Raw genomic sequence first — 22,527 nt, forward strand, 5'->3', positions numbered from 1 at the left:
GAAGATGTTACTTCAGCGATGGCGACCCGGAGGCTGAACCCGTGGTCCGCCAGTCGGACGTCGGCAGCCATTCCCTTTGACTGCGACGTCGCTTGCCATGAGTTTGGCCGCTCCTCGCAACCCAGCAGGCCGATCATGACCAACTCCCGCCATCCCGAGACCCTGTCGCTGCATGCCGGCTGGCGCGCCGATGCCACGACCGGTTCGGTCGCCGTGCCGATCCATCAGACGACGTCCTATCAGTTCCGCGATACCGAACACGCGTCGAACCTGTTTGCCCTGAAGGAACTCGGCAACATCTACACCCGCATCGGCAATCCGACGCTCGACGTGCTGGAGCAGCGCGTCGCGGCCCTCGAGGGCGGCGCGGCGGCGCTCGCCGTAAGTTCGGGACAGGCGGCCTCGGCCTTCGCGATCCAGAACCTGGCAAAGGCTGGCGACAATATCGTCAGCTCGACCGACCTCTACGGCGGTACGTGGAACCTGTTCGCCCATACGCTGAAGGACCAGGGCATCGAGGTCCGCTTCGTCGATCCGGCCGATCCGCAGGCCTTTGCCCGCGCCACCGACGATCGCACCCGGGCCTACTACGCCGAGACGTTGCCTAACCCGAAGCTGGCCGTCTTCCCGATCAAGGAAGTGGCCGATATCGGCCGGCCGCTCGGCATTCCGCTGATCGTCGACAACACGGCGGCACCGCTCCTGGCGCGGCCGTTCGATCATGGGGCGGCGGTCGTCGTCTATTCCGGCACCAAGTATCTCGGCGGGCACGGCACGTCGATCGCGGGCCTGATCGTCGACGGCGGCAATTTCGACTGGGCCGCGCATCCGAAGCGCCAGCCGGCGCTGAACACCCCGGACCCCAGCTATCATGGCGCCGTCTGGGTCGAGGCGGTGAAGGCGATCGGCCCGGTGGCCTACATCATCAAGGCGCGTACGACGCTGCTGCGCGACCTCGGATCGGCGCTGTCGCCGTTCAACGCCTTCCTGATCCTGCAGGGCATCGAGACGGTGACCTTGCGCATGGAACGCCACGTAAAGAATGCGCAGGCGGTCGCCGACTTCCTCGCGAAGCGGCCCGAGGTGGCCAAGGTCATCCACCCGTCGCAGCAGACCGGCGAGAGCCGGCGCCGCGCCGACACCTATCTCAAGGGCGGCTATGGCGGGCTGGTCGGCTTCGAGTTGGCGGCGGGGCGCGAGGCGGGACGACGCTTCATCGATTCGCTGAAGCTCCTCTATCACGTCGCCAATATCGGCGACGCGCGCAGCCTGGCGATTCATCCGGCCTCGACCACGCACTCCCAGCTCTCGGCGGAAGAGCAGCTCGCGACCGGCGTCTCGGACGGCTATGTGCGGCTGTCGATCGGCCTCGAGCATATCGACGACATCCTCGCCGACCTGTCGCAGGCGCTCGACGCCGCCGGCAAGTAGAGCGCTGCTTGGCGTTGATCTACCTCCCCCGTAAGACCGGGGAGGTGGCAGAATTAAGGAGTCCACTCCGATACATGCGGGGCCCGCTCGGGCCGGGCCGGAACCGGGGCGGTCGAGGGTGCGGGTGTGCCGGCGGTGAGGAAGCCTACCAGGCGCGACGGTGCCTCGAAGCCCAGCAGCGCGTTGACGTTGGGATCGTAGGTGTTCGGGCCGGTCACCCACATGCCGCCATAGCCCAGCATGTGCAGCGCGTTCAGCATGTTCATCGCGGCCGCGCCGGCAGCGAGCAGCTGCTCGATCTCGGGGATGTTGCCCGGCTTCACGACGGCGCCGACGGCGATCAGCATCGGCGTGCGGCGGACCCAGGCGCGATAGCGTTCGGCGAGCGTTGCGGCATTCGCCGGATCGCGCACCGCGGCGGCGTCGCCCAGCCGTTCGCCGAAGGGCAGGCGCGCCTCGCCGCGAATGACCACGAACCGCCACGGTCGCAGCCGACCGTGGTCCGGCGCGCGCAAGCCGGCATCGAGGACCAGGTCGAGATCGGCACCCTCGGGCGCCGGCTCCTGCAAGGGACCCACCGAGCGGCGGGACAGCAATTGGTCGAGGGCGAGCAGGCGGGGCTCGCGGGCATGGGTGATGTCAGGCATGACATCACTTGTATCTTAATTGCAAACGATTGTCATTTGCAGATCACGCAGCCGCCCGCGCTGCCTTCTGAATCGGCGGCGCGAAGCGGAAGGCGGCCCCCAGCCGGTTCCAGGCGTTGATCGTCGCGATCGCGACCGAGAGGAAAGCCACTTCCTCCTCGCTGAAGTGCCGGCGGACCGATTCGTAGGCGTCGTTCGACACGCTGTGACCCACCAGGCGTGTCAGCGTCTCCGCCCAGGCGAGCGCCGCGCATTCCCGCTCGGAGAAGATGCCGGCTTCTTCCCACGTCGCCACCAGATCGAGCTTCTCCCGCGGCAGGCCGAGCTTGCGTGAGACGTTGAGGTGGATCTGCAGGCAGAAAGCGCAGTTGTTGAGCTGCGACACCCGCAACTTCACCAGCTCGACGATCTGCTTGTCGATCCCGGATTCGTCGGCCTGCCGGCCCATGGCGATCAGCGACTGCTGGGCGACCGGCGCGATCTTCGCGAAGGCATCGTAGGTGAGGCGGGGGTGGGACATCGAAGGCTCCTATATCAGAATGCTGATATTAGGAGCCTTCGTCTGCTTGGCAAGACGCCGGCGCTTCCCGCCGTCTCGTGTCAGGCCTCAGCCCATGTCGAGCTTGAGGCCTTCCTTGTCGATGACGCCCTTCCATTGCGCGATCTGCGCGGTGACGAAGGCGTTGAACTGTTCGGGCGTGCCGTAGGCGGGGAAGCCCGCCATGGTCTTGATGCGCTCCAGGGTCTTCGGATCGCTGAGCCAGGCCTTCATCTGGGCGTTGAGCGAATCGACGATGGGCTTGGGCGTGCCCGCCGGCAGGAAGACGCCGAACCAGGTCGACACGTCGAAGGGCTTCAGCTCCGGCATGGTCTCGCAGATCGGGACCAGGTCGGGGGTGAGCGGATTGCGCTGCGCCGAGGTGAGGCCGAGTGCCCGCAGCTTGCCTGCACGGACGAACTCGATGGCGGTCGTCAGATTGTCGAAGAAGAACTGGGTGACCCCGGCCGTCAGGTCGTTGAGTGCCGGCGCCGCGCCGCGATAGGGAATGTGTTCGGCCTTCGTGCCCGTGAGCTGCAGGAACCAGGCGCCGCACAGGTGGGGCGACTGACCGGTCCCGGACGAGGCGTAGGAGGCCTTGCCATTCTGCGCCTTCAGCCAGGCCACGAACTCCGGGATCGTCTTGGCCGGGACCGACGGGTGGACGACCAGCACGTTGGGGGCGGTGATGGCATTGGACACCGGGATCAGGCTGGCCGGCGTGTAGGGCATGTTGCGGTACAGCGAATAGGCGATCGACTGCGGTCCGATGTTGCCCATCAGGATCGTGTTGCCGTCGGGCGCCGACTTGACGACCTCGGCCGAGCCGATGACGCCGCCGGCGCCCGACTTGTTGTCGACCACGCAGGACTGGCCCCAGGCCTCGGTGAGATAGGACGAGAGAAGACGGGCGGCGATGTCGGTGGTGCCGCCCGGCGCGGCCGGGCAGACCATGCGGACGTTCTGGGTGGGCTTCCATGCGGCCTGCGCGTGCAGACCCCGGGGCAGCAACGCGGCGGCAGGCAGGGCGGCGGCCGTTGAGAGGACGGCGCGGCGGGACAGTCTACGGTTCATTCTTAATTTCCTCCCTTGATTCGCGATTGTTACCGACGGCGTACCATGGCCGCGCTGGCAAATCCGCCACAATTCCCGTATCTATTCGACGTGCGGTTGCCCCCAAATCGCCGGGCTTTTCCGGCGGTTTTTCCCCTCGTCTCAACGGGTCCGCGCCAAGGAGGAATATCTTGAAGAGGCGCACTTTCGTCTCCGGCTCGGTCGCGCTCGCCGCCGGTGCCCTGGCCGCCCCGGCCATCGCTGCCACGATCAAGCCCTACAGCTGGGATCTCAACCCACCGATGGACTCGCGCGAGAACTTCATCGCCTGGGGCAAAGCCCGCGGTGAGGACCCCGTGTTCCTCGGCCAGCGCTGGGATCGTTTCCAGGCCCTGATCAAGAACAAGGATATCTGGGGCCAGGCGACCATGCGCGCCTTCCTGCTCACCCCGCGCGAGGAATTCTCCGCGATCAGCCCGGCGATCGCCAAGCGCGCCTACGAGCATGCCTTCCTCGACATCGGCTACGGCGTGACCATGTCCGGCCCGCACGTGCAGGGCCGCATGACCAACGTCATCGACGTGAAGCGCGGCGAGAAGGTGCTCGAGATCGGCACCGGTTCGGGCGTGCAGTCGGCCTACATCGCCAACCTCACCGAGAACGCCTACACGATCGAGATCATCGCGCCGCTCGCCCAGCGTACGCGGGGGCTGTACGACAAGCTCATCGACAAGGGCTACACCGAGTTCAAGCACATCAAGACCAAGACCGCCGACGGCTTCTACGGTTGGGAAGAGGCCGCCCCGTTCGACAAGATCATCGTGACCTGCGGCATCGACCACGTGCCGCCGCCGCTGCTGCAGCAGCTCAAGTCCGGCGGCCTGATGGTGATTCCGGTCGGTCCGCCGGGCGCGCAGCGCGTGCTCAAGGTGACCAAGACGCAGGCCGCCGACGGCTCCATCACCACGAGCCGCGAGGACATCTACGGTGGCAAGATCGTGCCGTTCGTGCCCTTCACCAAGCTCGATGGCGACAAGATCGTCGGTACGCACAACCGGTAAGGTCGCACGAGGCGACTTATCGAGAGATAATGTCATCCCGAGCATCGCGACGGACCTTTGGCGGCACTTGCCCAAGGGGGCCTCGCTTCGCTCGGGATGACATCGATTTTTGGGACGCAGGGAGTGCGCCCCCTCTAGAGATCGCATAAAGCGATCCAACAAAAACAACGGAGATCCCCCTTGTCCGTCACGGTCGATCTCGATCACCGTCCGCCACTCGCGTTCTATCTGTCCGTAGGCCTGGTCGCCGGCAGCATCATCGCGCTGCAGATCGGCATCATGCGCGTGTTCTCCGTCGGCAGCTGGGCCCATTTCGGCTCGCTGGTGGTGAGCCTCGCGATGTTCGGCTTCGGCCTCACCAGTGCCGTCATGTGCGTGGGCAAGAGCTGGTTCGAGCGCCACTGGATCGGCTCCGTGAAGGGTGCGCTGCTGGCCTTCGGGCCGCTGATGGTGGTGTGCAACCTCGCCGCCCAGCAGGTGCCGTTCAACGCGATCTTCCTGATCTCCGACCCGATGCAGAAGTGGCGCCTGTTCGCCAACTTCGTGCTCTACTTCCTGCCGTTCCTGGCGGGCGCGCTCTATCTCGGCGTCATCTTCCTGAAGGCGCAGAAGACCTTCAACCGCGTCTACTTCGCCGACCTGGTCGGATCGGGCCTGTGCGGCCTCACCGTGCTTCTGGCGATGTATGCCTGGCGGCCCGACGACCTCATCATGGCGCCGCTGCTGCTGTGGCTGGCCGGCGGCCTGCTGTGGTTCGTGGCGCTGGGCGATCGCAAGGGCATGGCGGCCATCGTCATCGTCGCCATCCTGTCGGCGGCCGTGCACCACTTTGCGCCGCAGGTGCTGGGCATCCCCAAGCTCGCCGTGTCCGACTACAAGGGCGTCTCGTACGCCCGCAAGTTTCCCGACGCCCAGCGCGTCTACGAGCGCGCCTCGCCGTTCGGCTACATCGAGGTCTATTCCAGCTCCTACCTGCATTTCGCGCCGGGCCAGTCCGACAATGCGGCCTTCAACCTGGAGAAGATGCCGTCGAACGCCTATCTCGGCCTTTACATCGATTCCGAGGGTCCGGCCGGCATCATCAAGGACCTGCCGGCCGAACAGACGGCGTACTTCAAGTATCTGCCGATGTACTACCCGTACCTGCTGAAGAAGGACCCGAAGACCTTCGTGGTCCAGTTCGGCGGCGGCATCTCGACGGCGGTGGCGCTGAAGTCGGGTTCCAGCCAGGTCACGGTGGCCGAGGGCAATCCGGCGCTGCTGACGGCCTTCCGCGAGGACAAGTTCCTGCGCGACTTCACGGGCGACGTCCTGAACAATCCGAAGGTCAACGTCATCGACTATGACGGCCGCCTCTACGTCGCCCATACCAAGAACCGCTACGACGTGATCGACCTGTCGCTGGCCGATTCGGCCGGCCTGTCGAGCCCCGGCGGCTTCTCGATCGTCGAGAAGTATTCCTACAGCCGCGAGGCGATGAGCGCCTACATGCGCGCCCTGACGCCGGGCGGCGTCCTGTCGGTGACCTTGTGGAACAAGGAAGAACCGCCCAAATCGGTGCTGAAGCTCTATGCCACGATGGCCGCCGCCGCCCGGGACGTCGACGGCGGCAAGGACATTGCCCAGAAGTTCTACGTCGTCTCGTCCTACCTCTCGACCGCGACCGTGCTCTACAAGCGCGACGGCTTCACGCCGGCCGAGATCGAGCTGCTCAACGCCCACACCAAGGCGATGTCGTTCGACGAGATCTATTATCCCGGCCTCAAGGTCGACACGGCGGACCTCAAGCAGATCCTGCAGGACTATCGCGACCAGTTCTTCTTCGCTGGCCAAGCGGCCGATCCGACCGCGCCTGCGGAGACGGAGCCCAACGACAAGCCGCCGCCCGGCGCAATTACAGAGGGCGCGCCCGGGGCGACCGAGGCCAAAGCCGACGGCCCGCCGCCCGCGCCGGTCGTGCCGGCGACCGTGCTCGGCCGCCTCGCCTGGCACTACCTGCTCGAAGGCGGCTGGCAGAAGGTCGCGGACGAGTATGTGTTCGACACCCGCATCCTGACGAACCACCAGCCGTATTTCGCCGCCTACATCAAGGTGGGCGACCTGCTGAAGTTCACCGACCGGCTCGAGCTGGTGCAGGACGAATGGGGCTACCTGCTCCTGTGGGCGACGCTGGGCATCGCGACCGTGTTCGCGCTGACGCTGGTGCTCTTCCCGGTGGTCTTCGGCTGGCGCACGATCTTCAGCCGTTATCCGGGCAAGGCCGGCACGATGCTGTACTTCCTCTGCCTCGGGCTGGGCTACATCATCGTCGAGGTGGGCATGATCTCCCACTTCATCCTGGCGCTCTCCAACGCCACGGTCTCGGCCTCGGTGCTGATCACCGGCATGCTGGTCTTCTCCGGCATCGGCAGCTTCTTCTCCGAGCGCTTCCTCGACCGGGCGCGCTCGTTCATGCCCAAGGTCTTCCTCGCGATCTTCGCGATCCTGGCGACCTATGCCTTCACCATCGACTACGCGCTCGACTGGATCGGCACGCTGCCCTACGCGCTGCGCATCGTGCTCTGCCTGCTGATCGTGTTCCCGCCGGCGTTCCTCATGGGCTTCCCCATGCCGACGGCGATGACGATGCTGGGTCGCCTCGGCAAGGACCACATGTTCCTGTGGGCGTGGGGCATCAACGGCTGTTTCTCGGTGATCGGTGCGGCGCTGGTGCCGATCGTGGCGACCAGCTTCGGCCTGCCCGCCGTGGTGCTGGTCGGCGCCTTCGCCTATCTGGTGGCGCTGCCGGCATTCTTCTCCGTCATCATGCCGCTCCAGCCCCAGGCAACGGGGGCAGGGCGGCCCGCCGCCGCGTGAAGCGACGGGCGCTGCTGCTGGGGGCTCTCCTGATGCCGACCGCCGTGCACGCCCAGCCCAAGAAACCCAGCAAGCGGCAGGCTGCCAAGCCTGCCGCGACTCCCGCGCCGGTACATGCCGCGAAGCCGGCCCCGCCGGCGCCGCCGCCCGGCCTGAAAGAAGCGAAGACGCAGCTCGCTGCGTTCGAGGCCTCGCCCTTTCCCTATCGCGGCTTCATCCCCGATACGACCAAGCCCTTTCTCGACGCGCGCGACGGCAAGCGGCGCGGTCATACGACCGGCCGCGGTGACGTCTATTGGGAGGAGGCGACCTATAGCGATCGCCGCTCGCTGCTCTACCTGCCGCAAGGGTTCGATCCCTCGCGGCCGGTGCTGATCCTGCTCTTCCTCCATGGCCAGGGCGCTACGCTGGAACGCGACGTGGTGCTGCGCCAGGCGGTAGCGCGGCAGGTGGCCGAGTCGGGCAAGAACATCGCCCTGGTCGCACCGCAGCTCGCCGTCGACGCCCTCGATTCGAGCGCCGGCAATTTCTGGCGCGGCGGACATTTCGCCAAATATCTCGACGAGGCGGCGGAGCGGCTGATGCGCCTCTATGGCGACCGCAGCGCCGGCCGCGGCTTCAACCTCGCGCCCGTGACGATCGCCGCCTATAGCGGCGGCTACCTGTCGGCCGCCTATGCGCTGGAGCGCGGCGGCGCCAACCATCGCGTGAACGGGTTGATCCTGCTGGATGCGCTCTATGGCGACGAGCCGAAGTTCGCCGCCTGGTTCGCCGCGCGTCGCAAGCAGGCCTTCCTGCTGAGTGCCTTCACCGACTCGACCAAGGACGAGAACGCCACCCTGCAAGGGCTGCTGACCAAGCGGCGCATTCCCTTCACACGCACTGTCCCGAAGGCGCTGACACCGGGCACGGCTTGCTTCGTGGGCCCCACCGGCGGGCTCGACATGCATGGCGATTTCGTTACACGCGCGTGGCAGGTCGATCCCCTGAAACAGGCGCTTTCCTCTATTCCCGGATACGCCCCGGTTCATGGTAAAAAGAACGCATGAACGACCCGCTGCGCCAGGAACTCCTGGAAATCTTCGCCGGCCGCGCCACGCGCCGTTACGGCCTCTCCGACATCAACCAGCTTCAGCATGCGCTGCAGTCGGCGGCGCTGGCTGAAGCCGATGGTGCGCCGCCGGCGACCGTGCTGGCCTCGCTGCTGCACGATGTCGGCCACATGATCCACGGGCTGGGCGAAGATCCGGCCTCGCAGGGCGTCGACGACGTGCATGAGGAGCTGGGCGCGCAATGGCTGGCCGAGCGCTTCGGTCCCGCCGTCAGCGAGCCGGTCCGCCTGCACGTGACGGCCAAGCGTTATCTCTGCACGGTCGAGTCCGACTATTTCGGCAAGCTGGCGGCCGACTCGGTGCGCAGCCTCGAACTCCAGGGCGGACTGATGTCGCCCGACGAGGTCGAAGCCTTCCGCGCCAACCCGTTCCACGCCGAGGCCGTGCGGCTGCGCCGCTACGACGAGGAAGCCAAGGACCCGCGCGCGAGCACGCCCGACTTCGACTACTACCTGCGCCACGTCCCGGCCTGCCTCAGGTAGTTCATTTTACGGAAGAAGCTGCCGTCCGAGCAGTGCCAGCCAGCCGTGCATCGTGGTGAGTGGCTTCGAACCACCTGAACGTACACGGAGCTTCCGTTTTTCAAACGAGAACCTTCGGAAACAACCCTAACCGTAGGCGAGAAATACCATCGTCTTGGACGTGAATTGGGGTTCCGATCGTTCGGGTAGAATGATGTAGGTGTCGTGCGCGAACACCAGTTTCATTTACCGTGCGGATACGTTAGCCTGACCGCGGTCCAGTTCTTCCGCGAGTTGCCATGCCCCAGGTGCAACGACAGGTAGCTGCCATCTTGGTCGCAGACGTCGTGGGCTACACTCGTCTGATCGAAGCGGCGGAGGAAGAGACCCATCGTCACCTGATGCAATTGCTCGTCGAAGTCATCGAGCCGGCGATTGCCGGGCATCAAGGCAAAGTGGTCAAGAACACGGGAGATGGCTTCTTGGCGATCTTCGCGAATGCCGGGACCGCAACGACCTGTGCCATGGCGCTTCAGAGGGCGATTTCGGCCGCGACAGCCCGCCAGCCGCCCAGCCTGCGACTGACATTCCGCATGGGAATCAATTTTTCAACCGTCATCGTCGAGAACGACGACGTGTTCGGCGATGGCGTGAACGTCGCGGCTCGCCTGCAAGCCTATGCCGAACCCGGCGACGTGATCGTTTCCCAGTCCGTCATCGAGAAACTCGAATCTCCGGTACGCCGGATGGCTGTCGACCTGGGCGAATTGCAGCTCCGCAATCATCGACAGCCGGTGCGCGTTTTCGCCCTCCGGCCGGAGCCGAACGCCAGTTCGCCGCAACGCTGGGGGGAAACGGCGGTGGGAGAGGAGGCAAGGCCTTCGATTGCCGTGCTGCCGTTCCGCACGAACCATCCCGAAGGCGCGGCCGACTATGTCGCCCTCGGTGTTGTCGACGCGATCGTCCACGGGCTTTCGGGGCTGAAGGAGCTGTTCGTGATCTCCCGGGGATCGACCTTGGCTTATGGTCGCCGCCGCGCCGACCCGATTGCCGTGGGGCGCAAGCTGGGCGTGAGGTACATCCTGGCCGGTGGAGTCCTTCATGCCGGAAATCGCCTGCGTATCAACACCGAGCTTACCGATACCCACAACGGCACGATCGTATCCAACGACAATCATGACGGCTCCTCGGCCGAGCTGTTCGATTTGCAGGACCGCATTGCGCTCAAGCTCGTGAAGACCATCGCGCCGAACGTCCGGGAGCGCGAATTGAAGCGCTCGCTACGCAAGCATTCGAGCAGCATGACGGCCTACGACCTGCTGCTGCAGGCTCTGGATCTCCTTTATAGGATGGATGCCGACAGCTTCCGGGCAGCACGCGGACTCCTGCAACAGGCCATTGCCCTCGATCCGGGCTACGCGCCCCCCTACACCTATGCCGCCTTGTGGCATGTGTTCCGGGTCGGCGAGATCGGCTCGCCGGACCCGGATGCAGATGCCCGGGCCGCAGCCGACCGGGCCTCCGCCGCGCTTGAGCGCGACGGCAACGATGCTTTGGCTTTGGCAATCTATGGCCACGTCCAAGCATTTCTCCTGCGTGATACAGGGACCGCCCTTCGCTTCCTTGACCGGGCGATCGAGGCCGGGCCAAGCGTCGCCATGGCCTGGACGATGAGCAGTGCGGCTCGCGGCTTTGTCGGCGATGGCGCGCTTGCCGTGGCGCACGCAGAGCGCGGGCAACGGTTGGCCCCGGCCGACCCCTATACGTTCTGGCACGAGGGAATTCTCGCTCAAGCTCACTACGTCAACCGCGACTACGAGCAGGCGGTGACGTGGGCGCGTAGTGCCGTGGCGCAGAACCGCTCGATTCGATTCACCTTGCGCACGCTCATCGCGAGTCTCGTGGCCGCGGGACGCCAGGCCGAGGCCGAAGCTGCCGCTCGGCACCTGGTTCAGGTGCAACCCGATTTCAGGTTGGGCACCTACGCCCAGCGCTGCCCGTTCGTGGAACCCATTCTCGGGAACTGGATCGCGCAGTTGCGGGCCTCGGGTCTGCCGGAATGAGGACTGTGTACCCTTCAGGACTTGAGCTCACACGGGGGAGGAGACGGCAATGAGTAACACCGGCAACACGGGCAATACTGGAAATACGGGCAACACCGGTAACACCGGCAATGCGGGTATCAATGGCGACGTCGGCGGTGGTTGGATTCTGCCAGATCGCGCCGACTTTCCTTTCGCGATGGAGTCCTACCCGATCCCGCACTATCCGCCGGGCCGGTTGTCGGATCTGCGCAGGCGTGTCTACATCCACGAAACAACACCCACCGGACAAGGGCGGATAACGGTCGAGTTCCGAAGCGAACCCCTCGCCGCCGGTACAGAGGTCAATTTCCATGATCGCAACTGGGCCGGCCGCTGGTATGCGTGGCGCGTCCTAAGGCAGTTTACGGCGGCGCGCTGGGGCACAAAGACCTGGAACACCCGGGCGCTGAACAACGACCTCGCCCAGATGTTGCTCGATCTCCATGTCGCGGTCCACGGCGGCCAATCCGTCCAGGAAGAGGAGTATGAAACCCTCTACGCGATGGCGCGCGACGAGCGGGCGTCGGCATTGGGCGAGATTCTGACGCAGGATGTCGAGTTCGTCACGGCTTTCATGGAGGCACTCGCCATGACGCCGGGCTCCCACTATCGCACCTTCCGCATACTGCATATCGCAAGTCTGATCGGTTCGTTTGCGGCACTGCACTACAAGCATGTGTTCAATAGACCGCGACCGTCGTGGGAAATGCCGGCTCTCATGCCGCCCGTGCCCGTGCCCGGGCACTCCGCCTTCCCCAGCGGTCACGCGACGCAGGCGCATCTGATGGCAAAGTGCATGGGCTTGGTGTTCGATGCGGCGGCTCTGCCCATGGGACATAAGGGTGCTCTCAAGGAGACTCTGAATGCCCTGGCGCGCAGAGTGGCGCGCAACCGCGAGATTGCCGGCCTTCACTATCCGAGCGACTCCAGCGCCGGCGAGAAGCTTGCCACACATGTGTTGGGTAGGCTCGTCGAGCTTAAAGACGCAGAGGAAGATGGCGTCAATTCCGGCTACCGGACCTTCGAAGTCGCCGTCGCAGACGCCCTTCAAGAATGGACTCTTTAGGTTGGAGGACGTGCCGACATGAACGAACCCAACGACGTGCCGGCTGCCGTGGCGCCGGCTTCCACCGGGCTCCGCCACCGGACGTATCTCTGGCCTTTGCCGCCTCGCGGCTTCGACCCGCTCGCCGCCACCGACGCCATTCGAAGCCGGTATGGCTTGCCCACGCTGGGTGGACTGTCCGCGCATGCGGCGGGCCTCGCCTTCCGTCGTGCGTTCCTGAGCCGCCCGTCGTCTGGCCGGTCGCTTCGATTCGTCGCCGCGTTTCCGCGCGTCCCTTTGCCTTTGGTGCCCGGCCTGCAAGCGTTCACGGCGCCGACGACCCCTCATCCCTGGCCCGGGCAGAAGAGCAGCAACTGGTCGGGAGGCTACGTCGTTTCGCGAAGCAGCCGGAGCCTGATCAGCGTGATGGGCACATGGAACGTGCCGCAGGTGTCGGCGCCTGGCGGAACGCCAACCCATCGCCGCTGCCACAGCTCGACGTGGATCGGTTTGGATGGGCAGCGTCACTATCGGGACTCGACTTTGCCGCAGATGGGTACCGCGCAGATATTCGACCTGGCCACCGGGAGGAGCAGGCGTCCTTACGCCTGGTACCAGTGGTGGGCGCGCGGGCGGGACGAGGCTCCCGAGAAACTGGCGTTGCCGGTTGCCGCCGGCGACGAGGTAAGTGCCCTGCTGACGGTACTCGACGCGGTAACGGTACGGTTCAACTTCAAGAACGTAACCCAGGGGATCGTTCTCCAGGCTTTCGACGTTGCGGCGCCGCCGGACTATCGTGTGTCGGGCGCGACGGCCGAGTGGATCATGGAGCGGCCGAGCCCCATGCGATCCGACGGATGGGAGCCCTACAAGCTTCCGGCCTTCCGACCTTTTTCGTTCACGGACTGTCTCGCGGAGTCGGGAGAGCCGCGTGGCGCCGCCCTCGTCGGGCACGACCTCGAGCGGGCGCGGCTGATCCGCATGTACGGGATCGACCGTGCCTCGGGCCATGTCCGAACGTTGTCGACCGTCAAACGGTCTCTCGCGCCGGTGCAGAGTCTGGACTTCGAATACGTGGGGCCTTAGAGCGAGACGGCTCTGGAGAGCCGTCACCATGTTCGACGCCATATGGCCTGCGTCGGGTGACCTCCTCTTTTCCTTGTCCGCGGACGGAGGAGGAGTAGAACGATGCCCCCATGACCTCCCGTACCGACGTCGAAACCGCTTGGGCCCTCATCCGCCCGCATGTGCGCCGCACGCCCGTGATCGAGCTCGCGGCCGGCGCGCTCGGTGTCGCGTCGCCGCTGGCGTTGAAGCTCGAATCGCTGCAGGTGAGCGGCTCGTTCAAGGGGCGCGGCGCGTTTCACAAGCTGCTCGCCTCGAAGGTGCCGGCCGCGGGAATCGTCGCGGCCTCGGGCGGCAACCACGGCGCCGCCGCGGCCTTTGCCGCGCGCGCCCTGGGCCACAAGGCCGAGATCTTCGTGCCGACCATTGCATCGCTCGCCAAGGTGGCCCGGCTGCGCAGCTACGGCGCGGTCGTGAATCAGATTGGCGCCGTCTATGCCGAAGCCCGCGCCGCCTCCGAGGCGCGCGCCGCCGAGGCCGGCGCGTTGATCGTGCCGGCCTATGAAGACGAGGTCGTGTTCGCCGGCGCCGGCAGCGTCGCGCTGGAATTCGCCGAGCAGGCTGAGTTCGACACGCTGCTGATCGCCGTCGGCGGCGGCGGCCTGATCGCCGGCTGCGCCGCCGCGATCGGCTCGGTGAAGAAGATCGTCGCCGTCGAGACCGAAGGTACGCCGACCCTGCACGAGGCGCTGAAGGCCGGGAAGCCGGTCGATGTCGCGATCTCCGGCATCGCCGCCGACGCACTCGGTGCGAGCCGCATCGGCACGCCCAACTTCGAGGTCGCGCGGGCGCTTGTCCGCGGCTCCGTGCTGGTTACCGACGAGGCCGTGCGCAACGCGCAGCGCGCGCTGTGGGACGAACTACGCATCGTCGCCGAACCCGCCGGCGCGACCGGCCTCGCTGCGTTGCGCGCCGGTGCCTATCGTCCCGCACCGGGCGAACGCGTCGCTACGCTGATCTGCGGCGCCAACACCGATCCAGGCTCGGTCGCGTAGCCAAGAGCGTCGGCGGCGTTATTTTGCGGCCGGCTTCAGCGATGCCAAATCGAGGGTGATTGTCTTGCCGGGCGTGCGCCAGTCGGGAAATGTTTCCTTGACCGAGGCCGAAACGGCCGGCGCCCACCAATGAATGTTACGGCCGTTCGAATCGGCCTTGCTTTCCTCGACCCGGAAAGCGTCGAAGCTGCCGGCTGGCACCGTGACCTTCTCGTAGGCGACGACGGTCATCGTGATGGTGGAGGTGTAGCTCTTGCCGTCGCGGCCGACGACGGTGACGGTGTTGGTGATCTTGTTGCCGACCTTGAGCGGCCACAGCGCCTTCAGGTCGAGGCCTTTGGCGAAGGACTCGCCCTGTGCATCGACCGAGCCGACGAGGCCGCCGTGCACGCGCAGCGTCTCGGCCTTGCCGTTGGAGAGGCTGTCGTACAGGCAGACGGTGCCGTCTTGCCCCACCACCGTGTTCATCTTCTCCAAGCCGTCGCCCTTGTAGCTGAGCAGGGTGCCGCTGGCCGGGCACTGGAAGGAAGCGGTCTGCGCGGAGGCGCTGCCTGCGGCGACAGCTGCCAGCAGGGCAGCGAGGGCAATCGACTTCATGGCCTGAGATCCTCCAGAGGTCACGCGACTAAGCGCGCCGGAGGCTACAAGTCAAACCTGGCTAGCGCGTGACCTCGGTCACCACCGCGCGGTTGGCCTTGCCGGCGCCGTCGCTGAAGTCGTAGCGGATGGCGAACTTGTCGGCGGGCGAGATCCACCAGCGCGAGATCGTGCGTTGGCCCTTGTCGCCGGTCTCGTTCATCTCGATCAGGAACGCGTCGATCATCTTGTCGCCCGGTCCGGTGCGACGCTCGTAGCGCGCCACCGCGAGCGTGTAGGTCCAGGTGCCGCCGCCGGCCCTGTAGCTCGCCTCGATCTTCTTGCCGACTTCGAGTGGCCACAGGCGTTCGGGCCGCAGCGCTGCGATGTAGGCGGTCAGGTCCGCGCCATCGGCCGACGGATTGTCGAACAGCAGCGCGCGCAGCTTGAAGGGCTTTTCGCCCACCCGGTCCATCAGGCAGTCCATGCCCTCGCGACCGCGGGCCACGACCTTGACGCCGCTGTCGTAGGTGAAGGTCGTGCCCGGGTCGGGGCAGGCGAACTCCATGGTCTGGGCGGAGGCGGTGCCGGAAAAGGCACCGGCGGCAAGCAGGGTGGCGAAGAAGGCAGGCAGTCTCATGGCCGCGATCATAGCCCAATCAGACGAAATGGCACGCCGCCTGGACGCCATTTCCCACGGCGCGCAACGCCGGCTTCTCGACCCGGCAGCGATCCTGGGCCATCGGGCAGCGCGAATTGAAGGGACAGCCGGGCGGCGGGTTCAGCGGGCTCGGCAACTCTCCCTGCAGCACCGTGCGTTGGCGCGCGCGCGCGAGCTTGGGGTTGGCGATCGGTGCCGCCGCCAGCAGGGCCCTGGTGTAGGGGTGCCGCGGCTCGCGCCAGATCTGGTCGCGGCCGCCGACCTCGAACAGCATGCCGAGATACATCACCGCCACCCGGTCGGCGATGTGCTCGACCACGCTGAGGTCATGGCTGATGAAGAGATACGAGACGCCGAACTGGCTCTTCAGGTCCTCGAGCAGGTTGATCACCTGGGCGCGCACCGAGACGTCGAGCGCCGAGACCGGCTCGTCGCAGATGATCAGCTTGGGGCTGAGCGCCAGGGCGCGGGCGATGCCGATGCGCTGGCGCTGGCCGCCGGAGAATTCATGCGGATAGCGTTGCTTGGCGTCGCTCGGCAGACCGACCCAGCGCAGCAGCGTCTCGACCCGCTCGGCCGTGGCGTCGGCCTTCCAGCCGGCCAGCGTCAGCGGCTGGGCCACGGAACGGCCCACCGTCGAGCGCGGATTGAGCGAGCCGTAGGGGTCCTGGAAGATCATCTGCACCTTGCGGCGCATGTTGGTGAGCTGTTCGCGATTGAGCGGCGCGATGTCGACACCCTCGACCAGGATCTCGCCGCCGGCGACGGGCACCAGCTTCATGATCGCCTTGCCCAGGGTGGACTTGCCGCAGCCGGATTCGCCGACCAGTCCCAGCGTCTCGCCGACCGCGAGGTCGAGGCTGACGCCGTTCACGGCGCGCACGACGCCGCCCGCGGTGTTGAACTGGACTCGCACGTCGCGGAGGGAAAGCAACGACATGGTCAGCCCCTCTCGGCCGCGAAGCAGGCGACGAGGCGGCCCGGCCCGGGAACCGTGAGAGCAGGCTTCTCGGTGAGGCAGCGATCCATCACCCGCGGGCAGCGCGGCGCGAAGGCGCAGCCCTGCGGCAGGGCGTTGAGCGGCGGCACCATGCCCGGAATGTCGGCCAGCCGCTCGGCGCGCTCGGCGCCGGGTGTCGGCGTCGCGCCGATCAGGCCCACCGTATAGGGATGCAGCGGGTTCTCGAACAGGTCGTCGACCGAGGCCTCCTCGACCTTGCGGCCGGCATACATGACGACGACCCGGTCCGCGGTTTCGGCCACCACGCCGAGATCGTGGGTGATGAAGATCATCGCCATGCCGGCATCGGCCTGCAGCTTCTTCAGAAGCGCCAGCACCTGGGCCTGCACCGTGACGTCGAGGGCCGTGGTCGGCTCGTCGGCGATCAGCACCGACGGGCTGCAGGCGATCGCCATGGCGATGATCACCCTCTGGCACATGCCGCCGGAGAGCTGGTGGGGGTAGGCGTCGAGGCGGCGGGCGGCGTCGGGCATGCCGACCAGCTCCAGCAGCTCGTGGGCGCGCACGCGCGCCTGGCCGCGGCCGAGCTCGGTATGGGTCATCAGCACTTCGACGATCTGCTTCTCGACCGTGGCGACCGGGTTCAGCGAGCTGAGCGGGTCCTGGAAGATCATGCCGATCTCCTTGCCCCGGATGCCGAGCATGGTCTCCTCGGGCAGGGGCACGATGTCCCGTCCGTTGAGCTTCACCTGGCCGCCGACGATGCGGGCCGGCGGGTCGGGCAGCAGGCGCATGATCGAGAGCGCCGACAGCGACTTGCCGCAGCCGGACTCGCCCACCAGGGCTACCGTTTCGCCGGCGCCGACGCTCAGGCTGAGCCCATCGACGGCCTTCATCTCGCCGCGGCGCGTGAACAGCGTCGTCTGTAGGCCGGTGATTTCGAGGGGAAGGGCCGCGCCGCTCATCACCGATCCCTCAGCTTCGGATTGAGCGCGTCGTTCAGCCCGTCGCCCACCAGGTTGAGGCAGAGCACCGTGATCATGATGGCGATGCCCGGGATGGCGCAGATGTACCAGGAGCTGCGGATGAGCTGGCGTCCGTCGCCGACCAGCCGGCCCCAGCTGGCGACGTTGGGATCGCCCAGGCCGAGGAAGGAGACGGCGGATTCGAACAGGATGGCGCCGGCCACGACCAGTGACGAGAGCACGATCACCGGCGGCAGGGCATTCGGCAGGATTTCAGAGACGATGATGCGGAAGTCGCTCATGCCCATCGAGCGGCACGCCTGAACGAACTCGCGGTCGCGCAGCGACAGGAACTCGGCCCGGGTCATGCGCGCGATCGGCGTCCAGCTCACGATGCCGATGGCGATCACGATGTTGGTCAGGGTCGATCCCAGGATGACCACGATGGTGAGCACGAAGATCAGGTTCGGGATGGTCTGGAACAATTCGGCCGCGCGCATGGCGACCTCGTCGACCCAGCCGCCGAAATAGCCGGCGATGGCGCCGACGCCGACGCCGATGATCGTGGCGACGGCGGAGGCGAACAGGCCGATCAGCAGGGTCGCGCGCGCGCCGTGAACGATCATCGAGAGGATATCGCGACCCAGCGAATCGGTGCCCAACGGAAACTCGGGATCCTGGCCGGGCCACAGCTCGGGCAGGCCGACGATGCGCAGTGGATCGGTTGGAAAGAAGACCGAGGCGAAGACTGCCATCAGGGTGACGACGAGGATCAGGCAGGCGCCGACCAGGGCGCCGCGATTGCGGGAGAAGCGGGCGATGAACTCGAAACGGGGGAACTCGAAGCGCTGCATCAACGGATCTCGATGCGCGGGTCGAGCCACATGTAGATGAGGTCGACCGCGATGTTGGCGGCGATGACGACCAGCGAGCCCAGCACCATGATGCCGAGCACGACCGGATAGTTGCGCGAGCTCACGCTGTCGAACAGCAGCGAGCCGACGCCCGGCCAGCTGAACACGCTCTCGATCACGACGCTGCCGGCCAGCACGGTGCCCATCTGCACGCCCAGGATCGTGACCACCGGCAGCAGCGCGTTGCGCAGCACGTGGTGGATCGTCACCTTGTTGCGGCTGAGGCCCTTGGCGCGGGCGGTGCGCACGAAGTCGAGTTGCGCGACCTCGAGCATCGAGGAACGCATGACGCGGGTATAGATCGCGGCATAGAACAGGCCCAATGCCAGAGTCGGCAGGATCAGGTGATGCACGATCTCCAGCACGCCACCGGTGCCGCCGATCTTCATCATGCCGCCGACCGGCAGCCAGCCGAGCTTCACCGAGAACAGCACGATCATCATGATGCCGAGCCAGAAGCTGGGCGCGGCGTAGAAAAACATGGCGGCGACCGAGACCAGGCTGTCCCAGAAGGTGCGGACCTTCATCGAAGCGACGACGCCCGCCGCCACGCCGATCGAGATCGCGAGCGTGATGCTCGACACCATGAGCAGAACGGTTGCCGGCAGGTGGATCCAGATCGCCTGGATGACCGGCATGTTCTGGCGATAGGAAAAGCCGAAGTCGAAATGCAGCAGGGCCCAGATGTATTTCAGCAACTGCATCCAGACAGGGTCTTCCAGCCCGTAGGTCTTGCGCAGCAGCGCGACCGTCGCGGGGTCGCTCACCTGGTTCTCGGCCGTCATCAGCTCGAGGAAACTGCCTGGCGCCATCTGGATCAGGCAGAAATTGATGATCACCACGCCCAGCATCAGCGGGACGGCCTGGATGAGCCGTCGCCGCAGGAGCCGCAGTGCCGCCGCCCGGCGGGCGGAACCGCGAAGCGTGGGCGTCGGCGAGACTAGCTCGCCAGCCATAGGTCTCCCCAGCTTGCCGCGAGGAAGTTCGGGTCGTTCGAGTGGTTCTGCACCTTGGTGCTCGCCAGGGTGATCGACTCCAGCTCGACCAGCGGCAGGAGCGGAGCCTCCTGCGTGGTGATCTTCTGGAACTCGAAGACCAGCGCCTTGCGCTTCGCCGGGTCTGTCTCGACCTTGATCCTGTCGACAAGCTTGTCGACGTCGGGATTGGAATAGCCCGAGGCGTTGCGGAACGGCACGCCCTTCAGGATTCCGTCGGTCGTGTAGTACTGCGTCGTCGACGGCACCGGCTCCGACGGATTGGCCTGATTGGAGATCGCCAGGTCGTAATCGTAGTCGGTGTAGATGCGCTTCAGCGAGGTCGGACGATCGGGGACCGTGAGGTTAACGCCGACGCCGACATCCTCGAGCACCTGCTTCACGTAGGCGCCGACCTTGCCGTTCTCCGGGAACCACCCGGCGGCCAGCAGGTTCAGGGTGAACCGCTTGCCGTCGGCCTTCTTCGGGAAGCCCGCGGCATCGAGCAGGGCCGCCGCCTTCTTCGGATCGAAGCCGGTCTTGAACGTGTCGGCGGTGAAGAACTCCTTGTTGGGGGAGTAGATCGGGCTCGTGCCCGGCCGCGCGTAGCCGTAGTAAACCGTCTTGGCGATGAACTCGCGATTGATCGCATGAAACATCGCCTGCCGGACCTCGCGCTTGGCGAACACCGGATTGCGCATGTTGCATTCGAGCGTCGTCGACCAGACCGCTTCCTCGTAGCCCTTGGGGGTGGCGACGAATTTGCCGGTTGCGGTCAGGCGCTTGATGTCCGGCGGCGCGACGGGATTGAACACGCCGATGTGGATGTCGCCCGCCTCCATCGCCGCGGCGCGGCCCGCCGGGTCGCGCACGTAGCGGATGATCAGACGGTCGAGATAGGGCTCGTCCTTCTTCCAGTAGTTCTCGTTCTTCACGTATTCGAAGTGGCTGCCGCGCACCCACTCCTTGAACTTCCACGGACCGGTGGCGATCGGCGCATTGTTCGCCGGATTCGTGACCGGGTCGCTGCCGGCATAGATGTGCTTCGGCACGATGTAGGCGACGGGCGAGCACAGGGTCGACGCGAAGAAGAACTCCGGCGTCGGATTGTTGTACTTGAAGACGACCGTATCGGCGTCGGGCGACTCGATGCCCGCGAAGTCGGTGAGCGCCGACGCAACGGCATACTTCTTCCAGATCTCGGCGACGGAATAGACGACGTCGTCGACGGTCATGTCCTTGCCGTCATGGAACTTCACGCCCTTGCGGATCTTCACCGTGTAGGACTTGAAGTCGGCCGACGGCTTCCACGATTCGGCCAGCACGCCCTCGAACTGGCCGTCCATTCGCCTCAAGGCGAGCCGCTCGAAAAGCTTGGACGACGAGAAGGTCGGGCTCGAGCCGCCGCCGGCCGGCACGTAGCAGGCCTGCGGCTCGCCGCCACCCCAGGTCGCCACCAGCGTGCCGCCCCGCTTGGGCGTGCCCTGTGCGAAAGTTTGTCCCGAGGTACCGACCAGACCCGCGGCGAAGACACCCGCGCCGAATACGCGGCGTGAAACCTTGATCGTCATGACACCCTCCGTTCCCCAATCCCCAAGTCAGCCCAAGCAAACTTCATACCGTGTGGCCTAGGCAGACAGCGTCGAGTAGGTCGCGCGACCAATCGCCAGCAGCACCATCTTGTCGTTGAACACGTCGACATCGACCACGCCGACGCTCTTGCCATTGCGGCGGACCGTGGCTGTCGTGATGAGCTTGGTCTTGATCGCCGGCCGCAGATAGTCGACGCGGAAGTTGATGGTCGGCAGGCCGCGCCGCAGCGCCATGATCAGCGCATAGTCGCCGACCGTATCGATGACCGCCGCAAGCGGGCCGCCGTGCCACTGGCCCGTGCCCTTGCCGCGCTCGAATTCGGGGCGCATCTCGCATTCCATCGTGATGCGTTCCTTCGCCGGATCCGCCTCGGTGACCTTGAGGCCGAGGAAGGAAATGAACGGCGAATGATCGAGCATCGCCTGCAGTTCGGCGTCGCTCAGGGGCTGGAGCTTGTCGCTCATGGGGCCACCACGATCTTGCCGAACACTTCACGATCCTCGATCACGCGCAGCGCCTCACGCGCTTCGGCGAGCGGGAAGACCTTGTCGACCAGCACCTTGAGCTTGCCGCTCTGCACCAGCTCCAGGAGCTTCTCGATGTCGGTGCGCATCCAGCCATTGGAACCCAGGATCTTGAGTTCGAAGGTCCAGATGAAACGGATGTCCTCGGTCGGCGCGTAGCCGGCGGTGGCGCCGCAGGTCAGCAGGCGTCCGCCGACCTTGAGCGTCTTCAGCGAATTCACCCAGGTGTCGCCACCGGTGTAGTTCACGACGACATCGACGCCCTGGTCGGTGCCGCCGCCACGCCGCGTCGGCTTGCCGTACATCGCGAAGATTTCCTTCATGAAATCCTTCTCGATGTAGTTGATCGTCTTGTCGGCGCCGAGCTCGGCCAGGCGCTTGGCCTTGGCGTCGGTGCCGGCACAGGCGATCACTTCGCAGCCGGCCAGCTTGGCGAGCTGCAGGCAGCACACGCCGACGCCGCCCGAGGCGCCGAGAATCAGGACCTTCTCGCCCTTGGCGATATGTCCGTTGGTGACCATCATGCGCAGCGCCGTGCCGTAGGCCACGGGAAGGGCCGCGGCATCGGCATAGCTCACGCCGTCGGGAATCTTGATCAGCTGGTGCGCGCGCGCCTTGCACAGTTCGGCCAGGCCGCCATGCACCGTCTCGCCCATCAGGCCGCCTTCGACCCGGTTGATCGGATCGACCAGGACGCGGTCGCCCTTCTTCCAGCCGGTAACGCCCGGGCCGACCTCGGCGATCTCGCCGGCGACGTCGAGGCCCATGATCGCGGGCATCGGCACCTTGATGCCAGGCATGCCGCGGCGGGTGAAGACGTCGTGATAGTTCAGCGAAGAAGCCTTCACGGCCACGATCACGTCGCCCTCGCCGGGCGTCGGATCGGGGAAGTTGGTTTCGAAGACGAGGCGGTCCGGTCCGCCATGTTCACGGACGACAGCAGCTTTCATT

At 66.0% G+C, this 22,527-nt stretch carries 21 protein-coding genes; 9 read left to right on the plus strand and 12 right to left on the minus strand.

Features of this window, described 5'->3' with window-relative positions; all coding sequences use genetic code 11:
- Positions 1-135: 135 nt before the first annotated feature.
- Entirely contained in the window at positions 136-1,431 is a 1,296-nt protein-coding gene (locus ACQY78_RS17690) for an O-acetylhomoserine aminocarboxypropyltransferase/cysteine synthase family protein (protein WP_428677179.1), read from the plus strand.
- A gap of 53 nt (positions 1,432-1,484) precedes the next feature.
- Here the strand turns inward: ACQY78_RS17690 and ACQY78_RS17695 are convergent, their stop codons facing one another.
- The 3 genes from ACQY78_RS17695 to ACQY78_RS17705 form a co-directional block, all read right to left on the minus strand.
- Positions 1,485-2,078 (minus strand): nitroreductase family protein, encoded by a 594-nt coding sequence (locus ACQY78_RS17695; protein ID WP_428677180.1) that lies wholly within the window; start codon positions 2,076-2,078, stop codon positions 1,485-1,487.
- Positions 2,079-2,121: 43 nt separating this feature from the next.
- Complete coding sequence (locus tag ACQY78_RS17700; protein WP_428677182.1) at positions 2,122-2,598, minus strand: carboxymuconolactone decarboxylase family protein; 477 nt, start codon at positions 2,596-2,598, stop codon at positions 2,122-2,124.
- A gap of 87 nt (positions 2,599-2,685) precedes the next feature.
- Complete coding sequence (locus tag ACQY78_RS17705) at positions 2,686-3,690, minus strand: Bug family tripartite tricarboxylate transporter substrate binding protein (protein ID WP_428677184.1); 1,005 nt, start codon at positions 3,688-3,690, stop codon at positions 2,686-2,688.
- Between the two features lie 170 nt (positions 3,691-3,860).
- Between ACQY78_RS17705 and ACQY78_RS17710 the strand changes: the two genes are divergently transcribed.
- The 8 genes from ACQY78_RS17710 to ACQY78_RS17745 all read left to right on the plus strand — a co-directional run bounded on the left by ACQY78_RS17710 (position 3,861) and on the right by ACQY78_RS17745 (position 14,408).
- Entirely contained in the window at positions 3,861-4,730 is an 870-nt protein-coding gene (locus ACQY78_RS17710) for a protein-L-isoaspartate O-methyltransferase family protein (RefSeq protein WP_428677186.1), read from the plus strand.
- A 180-nt stretch (positions 4,731-4,910) separates the two neighbouring features.
- Positions 4,911-7,586, plus strand: coding sequence for a hypothetical protein (locus ACQY78_RS17715; RefSeq protein ID WP_428677188.1), 2,676 nt, complete (start codon positions 4,911-4,913; stop codon positions 7,584-7,586).
- Entirely contained in the window at positions 7,583-8,635 is a 1,053-nt protein-coding gene (locus ACQY78_RS17720) for an alpha/beta hydrolase (RefSeq protein WP_428677189.1), read from the plus strand. Before ACQY78_RS17715 ends, ACQY78_RS17720 begins: the two co-directional genes overlap by 4 nt.
- Positions 8,632-9,180 (plus strand): HD domain-containing protein, encoded by a 549-nt coding sequence (locus tag ACQY78_RS17725; protein WP_428677191.1) that lies wholly within the window; start codon positions 8,632-8,634, stop codon positions 9,178-9,180. The genes ACQY78_RS17720 and ACQY78_RS17725 overlap by 4 nt, the downstream gene beginning before the upstream one ends.
- A 278-nt stretch (positions 9,181-9,458) precedes the next feature.
- Positions 9,459-11,222, plus strand: a complete 1,764-nt coding sequence (locus ACQY78_RS17730; RefSeq protein ID WP_428677193.1) for an adenylate/guanylate cyclase domain-containing protein — start codon at positions 9,459-9,461, stop codon at positions 11,220-11,222.
- 49 nt (positions 11,223-11,271) lie between these two features.
- Complete coding sequence (locus tag ACQY78_RS17735) at positions 11,272-12,309, plus strand: phosphatase PAP2 family protein (RefSeq protein ID WP_428677195.1); 1,038 nt, start codon at positions 11,272-11,274, stop codon at positions 12,307-12,309.
- Positions 12,310-12,327: 18 nt separating this feature from the next.
- Positions 12,328-13,374: a G1 family glutamic endopeptidase gene (locus ACQY78_RS17740; protein WP_428677197.1), complete on the plus strand. Its 1,047-nt coding sequence runs from the start codon at positions 12,328-12,330 to the stop codon at positions 13,372-13,374.
- A 110-nt stretch (positions 13,375-13,484) separates the two neighbouring features.
- Positions 13,485-14,408, plus strand: a complete 924-nt coding sequence (locus ACQY78_RS17745) for a serine/threonine dehydratase (protein ID WP_428677198.1) — start codon at positions 13,485-13,487, stop codon at positions 14,406-14,408.
- A gap of 18 nt (positions 14,409-14,426) precedes the next feature.
- Here the strand turns inward: ACQY78_RS17745 and ACQY78_RS17750 are convergent, their stop codons facing one another.
- The 9 genes from ACQY78_RS17750 to ACQY78_RS17790 form a co-directional block, all read right to left on the minus strand.
- Positions 14,427-15,005, minus strand: coding sequence for a hypothetical protein (locus ACQY78_RS17750; protein ID WP_428677200.1), 579 nt, complete (start codon positions 15,003-15,005; stop codon positions 14,427-14,429).
- A 61-nt stretch (positions 15,006-15,066) separates the two neighbouring features.
- The gene (locus ACQY78_RS17755; RefSeq protein WP_428677201.1) at positions 15,067-15,624 is read right to left on the minus strand and encodes a hypothetical protein; all 558 of its coding nucleotides are present in this window, start codon (positions 15,622-15,624) and stop codon (positions 15,067-15,069) included.
- 19 nt (positions 15,625-15,643) lie between these two features.
- Positions 15,644-16,585 (minus strand): ABC transporter ATP-binding protein, encoded by a 942-nt coding sequence (locus tag ACQY78_RS17760; protein ID WP_428677203.1) that lies wholly within the window; start codon positions 16,583-16,585, stop codon positions 15,644-15,646.
- Between the two features lie 2 nt (positions 16,586-16,587).
- Complete coding sequence (locus ACQY78_RS17765) at positions 16,588-17,571, minus strand: ABC transporter ATP-binding protein (RefSeq protein WP_428677205.1); 984 nt, start codon at positions 17,569-17,571, stop codon at positions 16,588-16,590.
- Positions 17,571-18,425, minus strand: coding sequence for an ABC transporter permease (locus ACQY78_RS17770; RefSeq protein WP_428677207.1), 855 nt, complete (start codon positions 18,423-18,425; stop codon positions 17,571-17,573). The genes ACQY78_RS17765 and ACQY78_RS17770 overlap by 1 nt, the downstream gene beginning before the upstream one ends.
- Complete coding sequence (locus ACQY78_RS17775) at positions 18,425-19,441, minus strand: ABC transporter permease (RefSeq protein ID WP_428677209.1); 1,017 nt, start codon at positions 19,439-19,441, stop codon at positions 18,425-18,427. The genes ACQY78_RS17770 and ACQY78_RS17775 overlap by 1 nt, the downstream gene beginning before the upstream one ends.
- Positions 19,426-21,030, minus strand: coding sequence for an ABC transporter substrate-binding protein (locus tag ACQY78_RS17780; protein ID WP_428677210.1), 1,605 nt, complete (start codon positions 21,028-21,030; stop codon positions 19,426-19,428). Before ACQY78_RS17780 ends, ACQY78_RS17775 begins: the two co-directional genes overlap by 16 nt.
- A gap of 57 nt (positions 21,031-21,087) precedes the next feature.
- Complete coding sequence (locus ACQY78_RS17785) at positions 21,088-21,516, minus strand: PaaI family thioesterase (RefSeq protein WP_428677212.1); 429 nt, start codon at positions 21,514-21,516, stop codon at positions 21,088-21,090.
- On the minus strand, positions 21,513-22,526 hold the full coding sequence (locus ACQY78_RS17790) for a zinc-binding dehydrogenase (RefSeq protein WP_428677214.1): 1,014 nt from the start codon (positions 22,524-22,526) through the stop codon (positions 21,513-21,515). Before ACQY78_RS17790 ends, ACQY78_RS17785 begins: the two co-directional genes overlap by 4 nt.
- Position 22,527: the final 1 nt, after the last annotated feature.

Origin of the sequence: Reyranella sp., assembly GCF_965279625.1 — a bacterium.
Lineage (GTDB): Bacteria > Pseudomonadota > Alphaproteobacteria > Reyranellales > Reyranellaceae > Reyranella.

What these genes read in the sequence shown, in the direction of transcription:
- ACQY78_RS17760 (WP_428677203.1), bottom strand. Translation starts at nt 16,585, where the DNA reads ATGTCGTTGCTTTCCCTCCGCGACGTGCGAGTCCAGTTCAACACCGCG.
- ACQY78_RS17750 (WP_428677200.1), bottom strand. Translation starts at nt 15,005, where the DNA reads ATGAAGTCGATTGCCCTCGCTGCCCTGCTGGCAGCTGTCGCCGCAGGC.
- ACQY78_RS17730 (WP_428677193.1), top strand. Translation starts at nt 9,459, where the DNA reads ATGCCCCAGGTGCAACGACAGGTAGCTGCCATCTTGGTCGCAGACGTC.
- ACQY78_RS17785 (WP_428677212.1), bottom strand. Translation starts at nt 21,516, where the DNA reads ATGAGCGACAAGCTCCAGCCCCTGAGCGACGCCGAACTGCAGGCGATG.
- ACQY78_RS17695 (WP_428677180.1), bottom strand. Translation starts at nt 2,078, where the DNA reads ATGCCTGACATCACCCATGCCCGCGAGCCCCGCCTGCTCGCCCTCGAC.
- ACQY78_RS17745 (WP_428677198.1), top strand. Translation starts at nt 13,485, where the DNA reads ATGACCTCCCGTACCGACGTCGAAACCGCTTGGGCCCTCATCCGCCCG.
- ACQY78_RS17700 (WP_428677182.1), bottom strand. Translation starts at nt 2,598, where the DNA reads ATGTCCCACCCCCGCCTCACCTACGATGCCTTCGCGAAGATCGCGCCG.
- ACQY78_RS17725 (WP_428677191.1), top strand. Translation starts at nt 8,632, where the DNA reads ATGAACGACCCGCTGCGCCAGGAACTCCTGGAAATCTTCGCCGGCCGC.
- ACQY78_RS17690 (WP_428677179.1), top strand. Translation starts at nt 136, where the DNA reads ATGACCAACTCCCGCCATCCCGAGACCCTGTCGCTGCATGCCGGCTGG.
- ACQY78_RS17780 (WP_428677210.1), bottom strand. Translation starts at nt 21,030, where the DNA reads ATGACGATCAAGGTTTCACGCCGCGTATTCGGCGCGGGTGTCTTCGCC.
- ACQY78_RS17705 (WP_428677184.1), bottom strand. Translation starts at nt 3,690, where the DNA reads ATGAACCGTAGACTGTCCCGCCGCGCCGTCCTCTCAACGGCCGCCGCC.
- ACQY78_RS17775 (WP_428677209.1), bottom strand. Translation starts at nt 19,441, where the DNA reads ATGGCTGGCGAGCTAGTCTCGCCGACGCCCACGCTTCGCGGTTCCGCC.
- ACQY78_RS17735 (WP_428677195.1), top strand. Translation starts at nt 11,272, where the DNA reads ATGAGTAACACCGGCAACACGGGCAATACTGGAAATACGGGCAACACC.
- ACQY78_RS17765 (WP_428677205.1), bottom strand. Translation starts at nt 17,571, where the DNA reads ATGAGCGGCGCGGCCCTTCCCCTCGAAATCACCGGCCTACAGACGACG.
- ACQY78_RS17770 (WP_428677207.1), bottom strand. Translation starts at nt 18,425, where the DNA reads ATGCAGCGCTTCGAGTTCCCCCGTTTCGAGTTCATCGCCCGCTTCTCC.
- ACQY78_RS17740 (WP_428677197.1), top strand. Translation starts at nt 12,328, where the DNA reads ATGAACGAACCCAACGACGTGCCGGCTGCCGTGGCGCCGGCTTCCACC.
- ACQY78_RS17755 (WP_428677201.1), bottom strand. Translation starts at nt 15,624, where the DNA reads ATGAGACTGCCTGCCTTCTTCGCCACCCTGCTTGCCGCCGGTGCCTTT.
- ACQY78_RS17790 (WP_428677214.1), bottom strand. Translation starts at nt 22,526, where the DNA reads ATGAAAGCTGCTGTCGTCCGTGAACATGGCGGACCGGACCGCCTCGTC.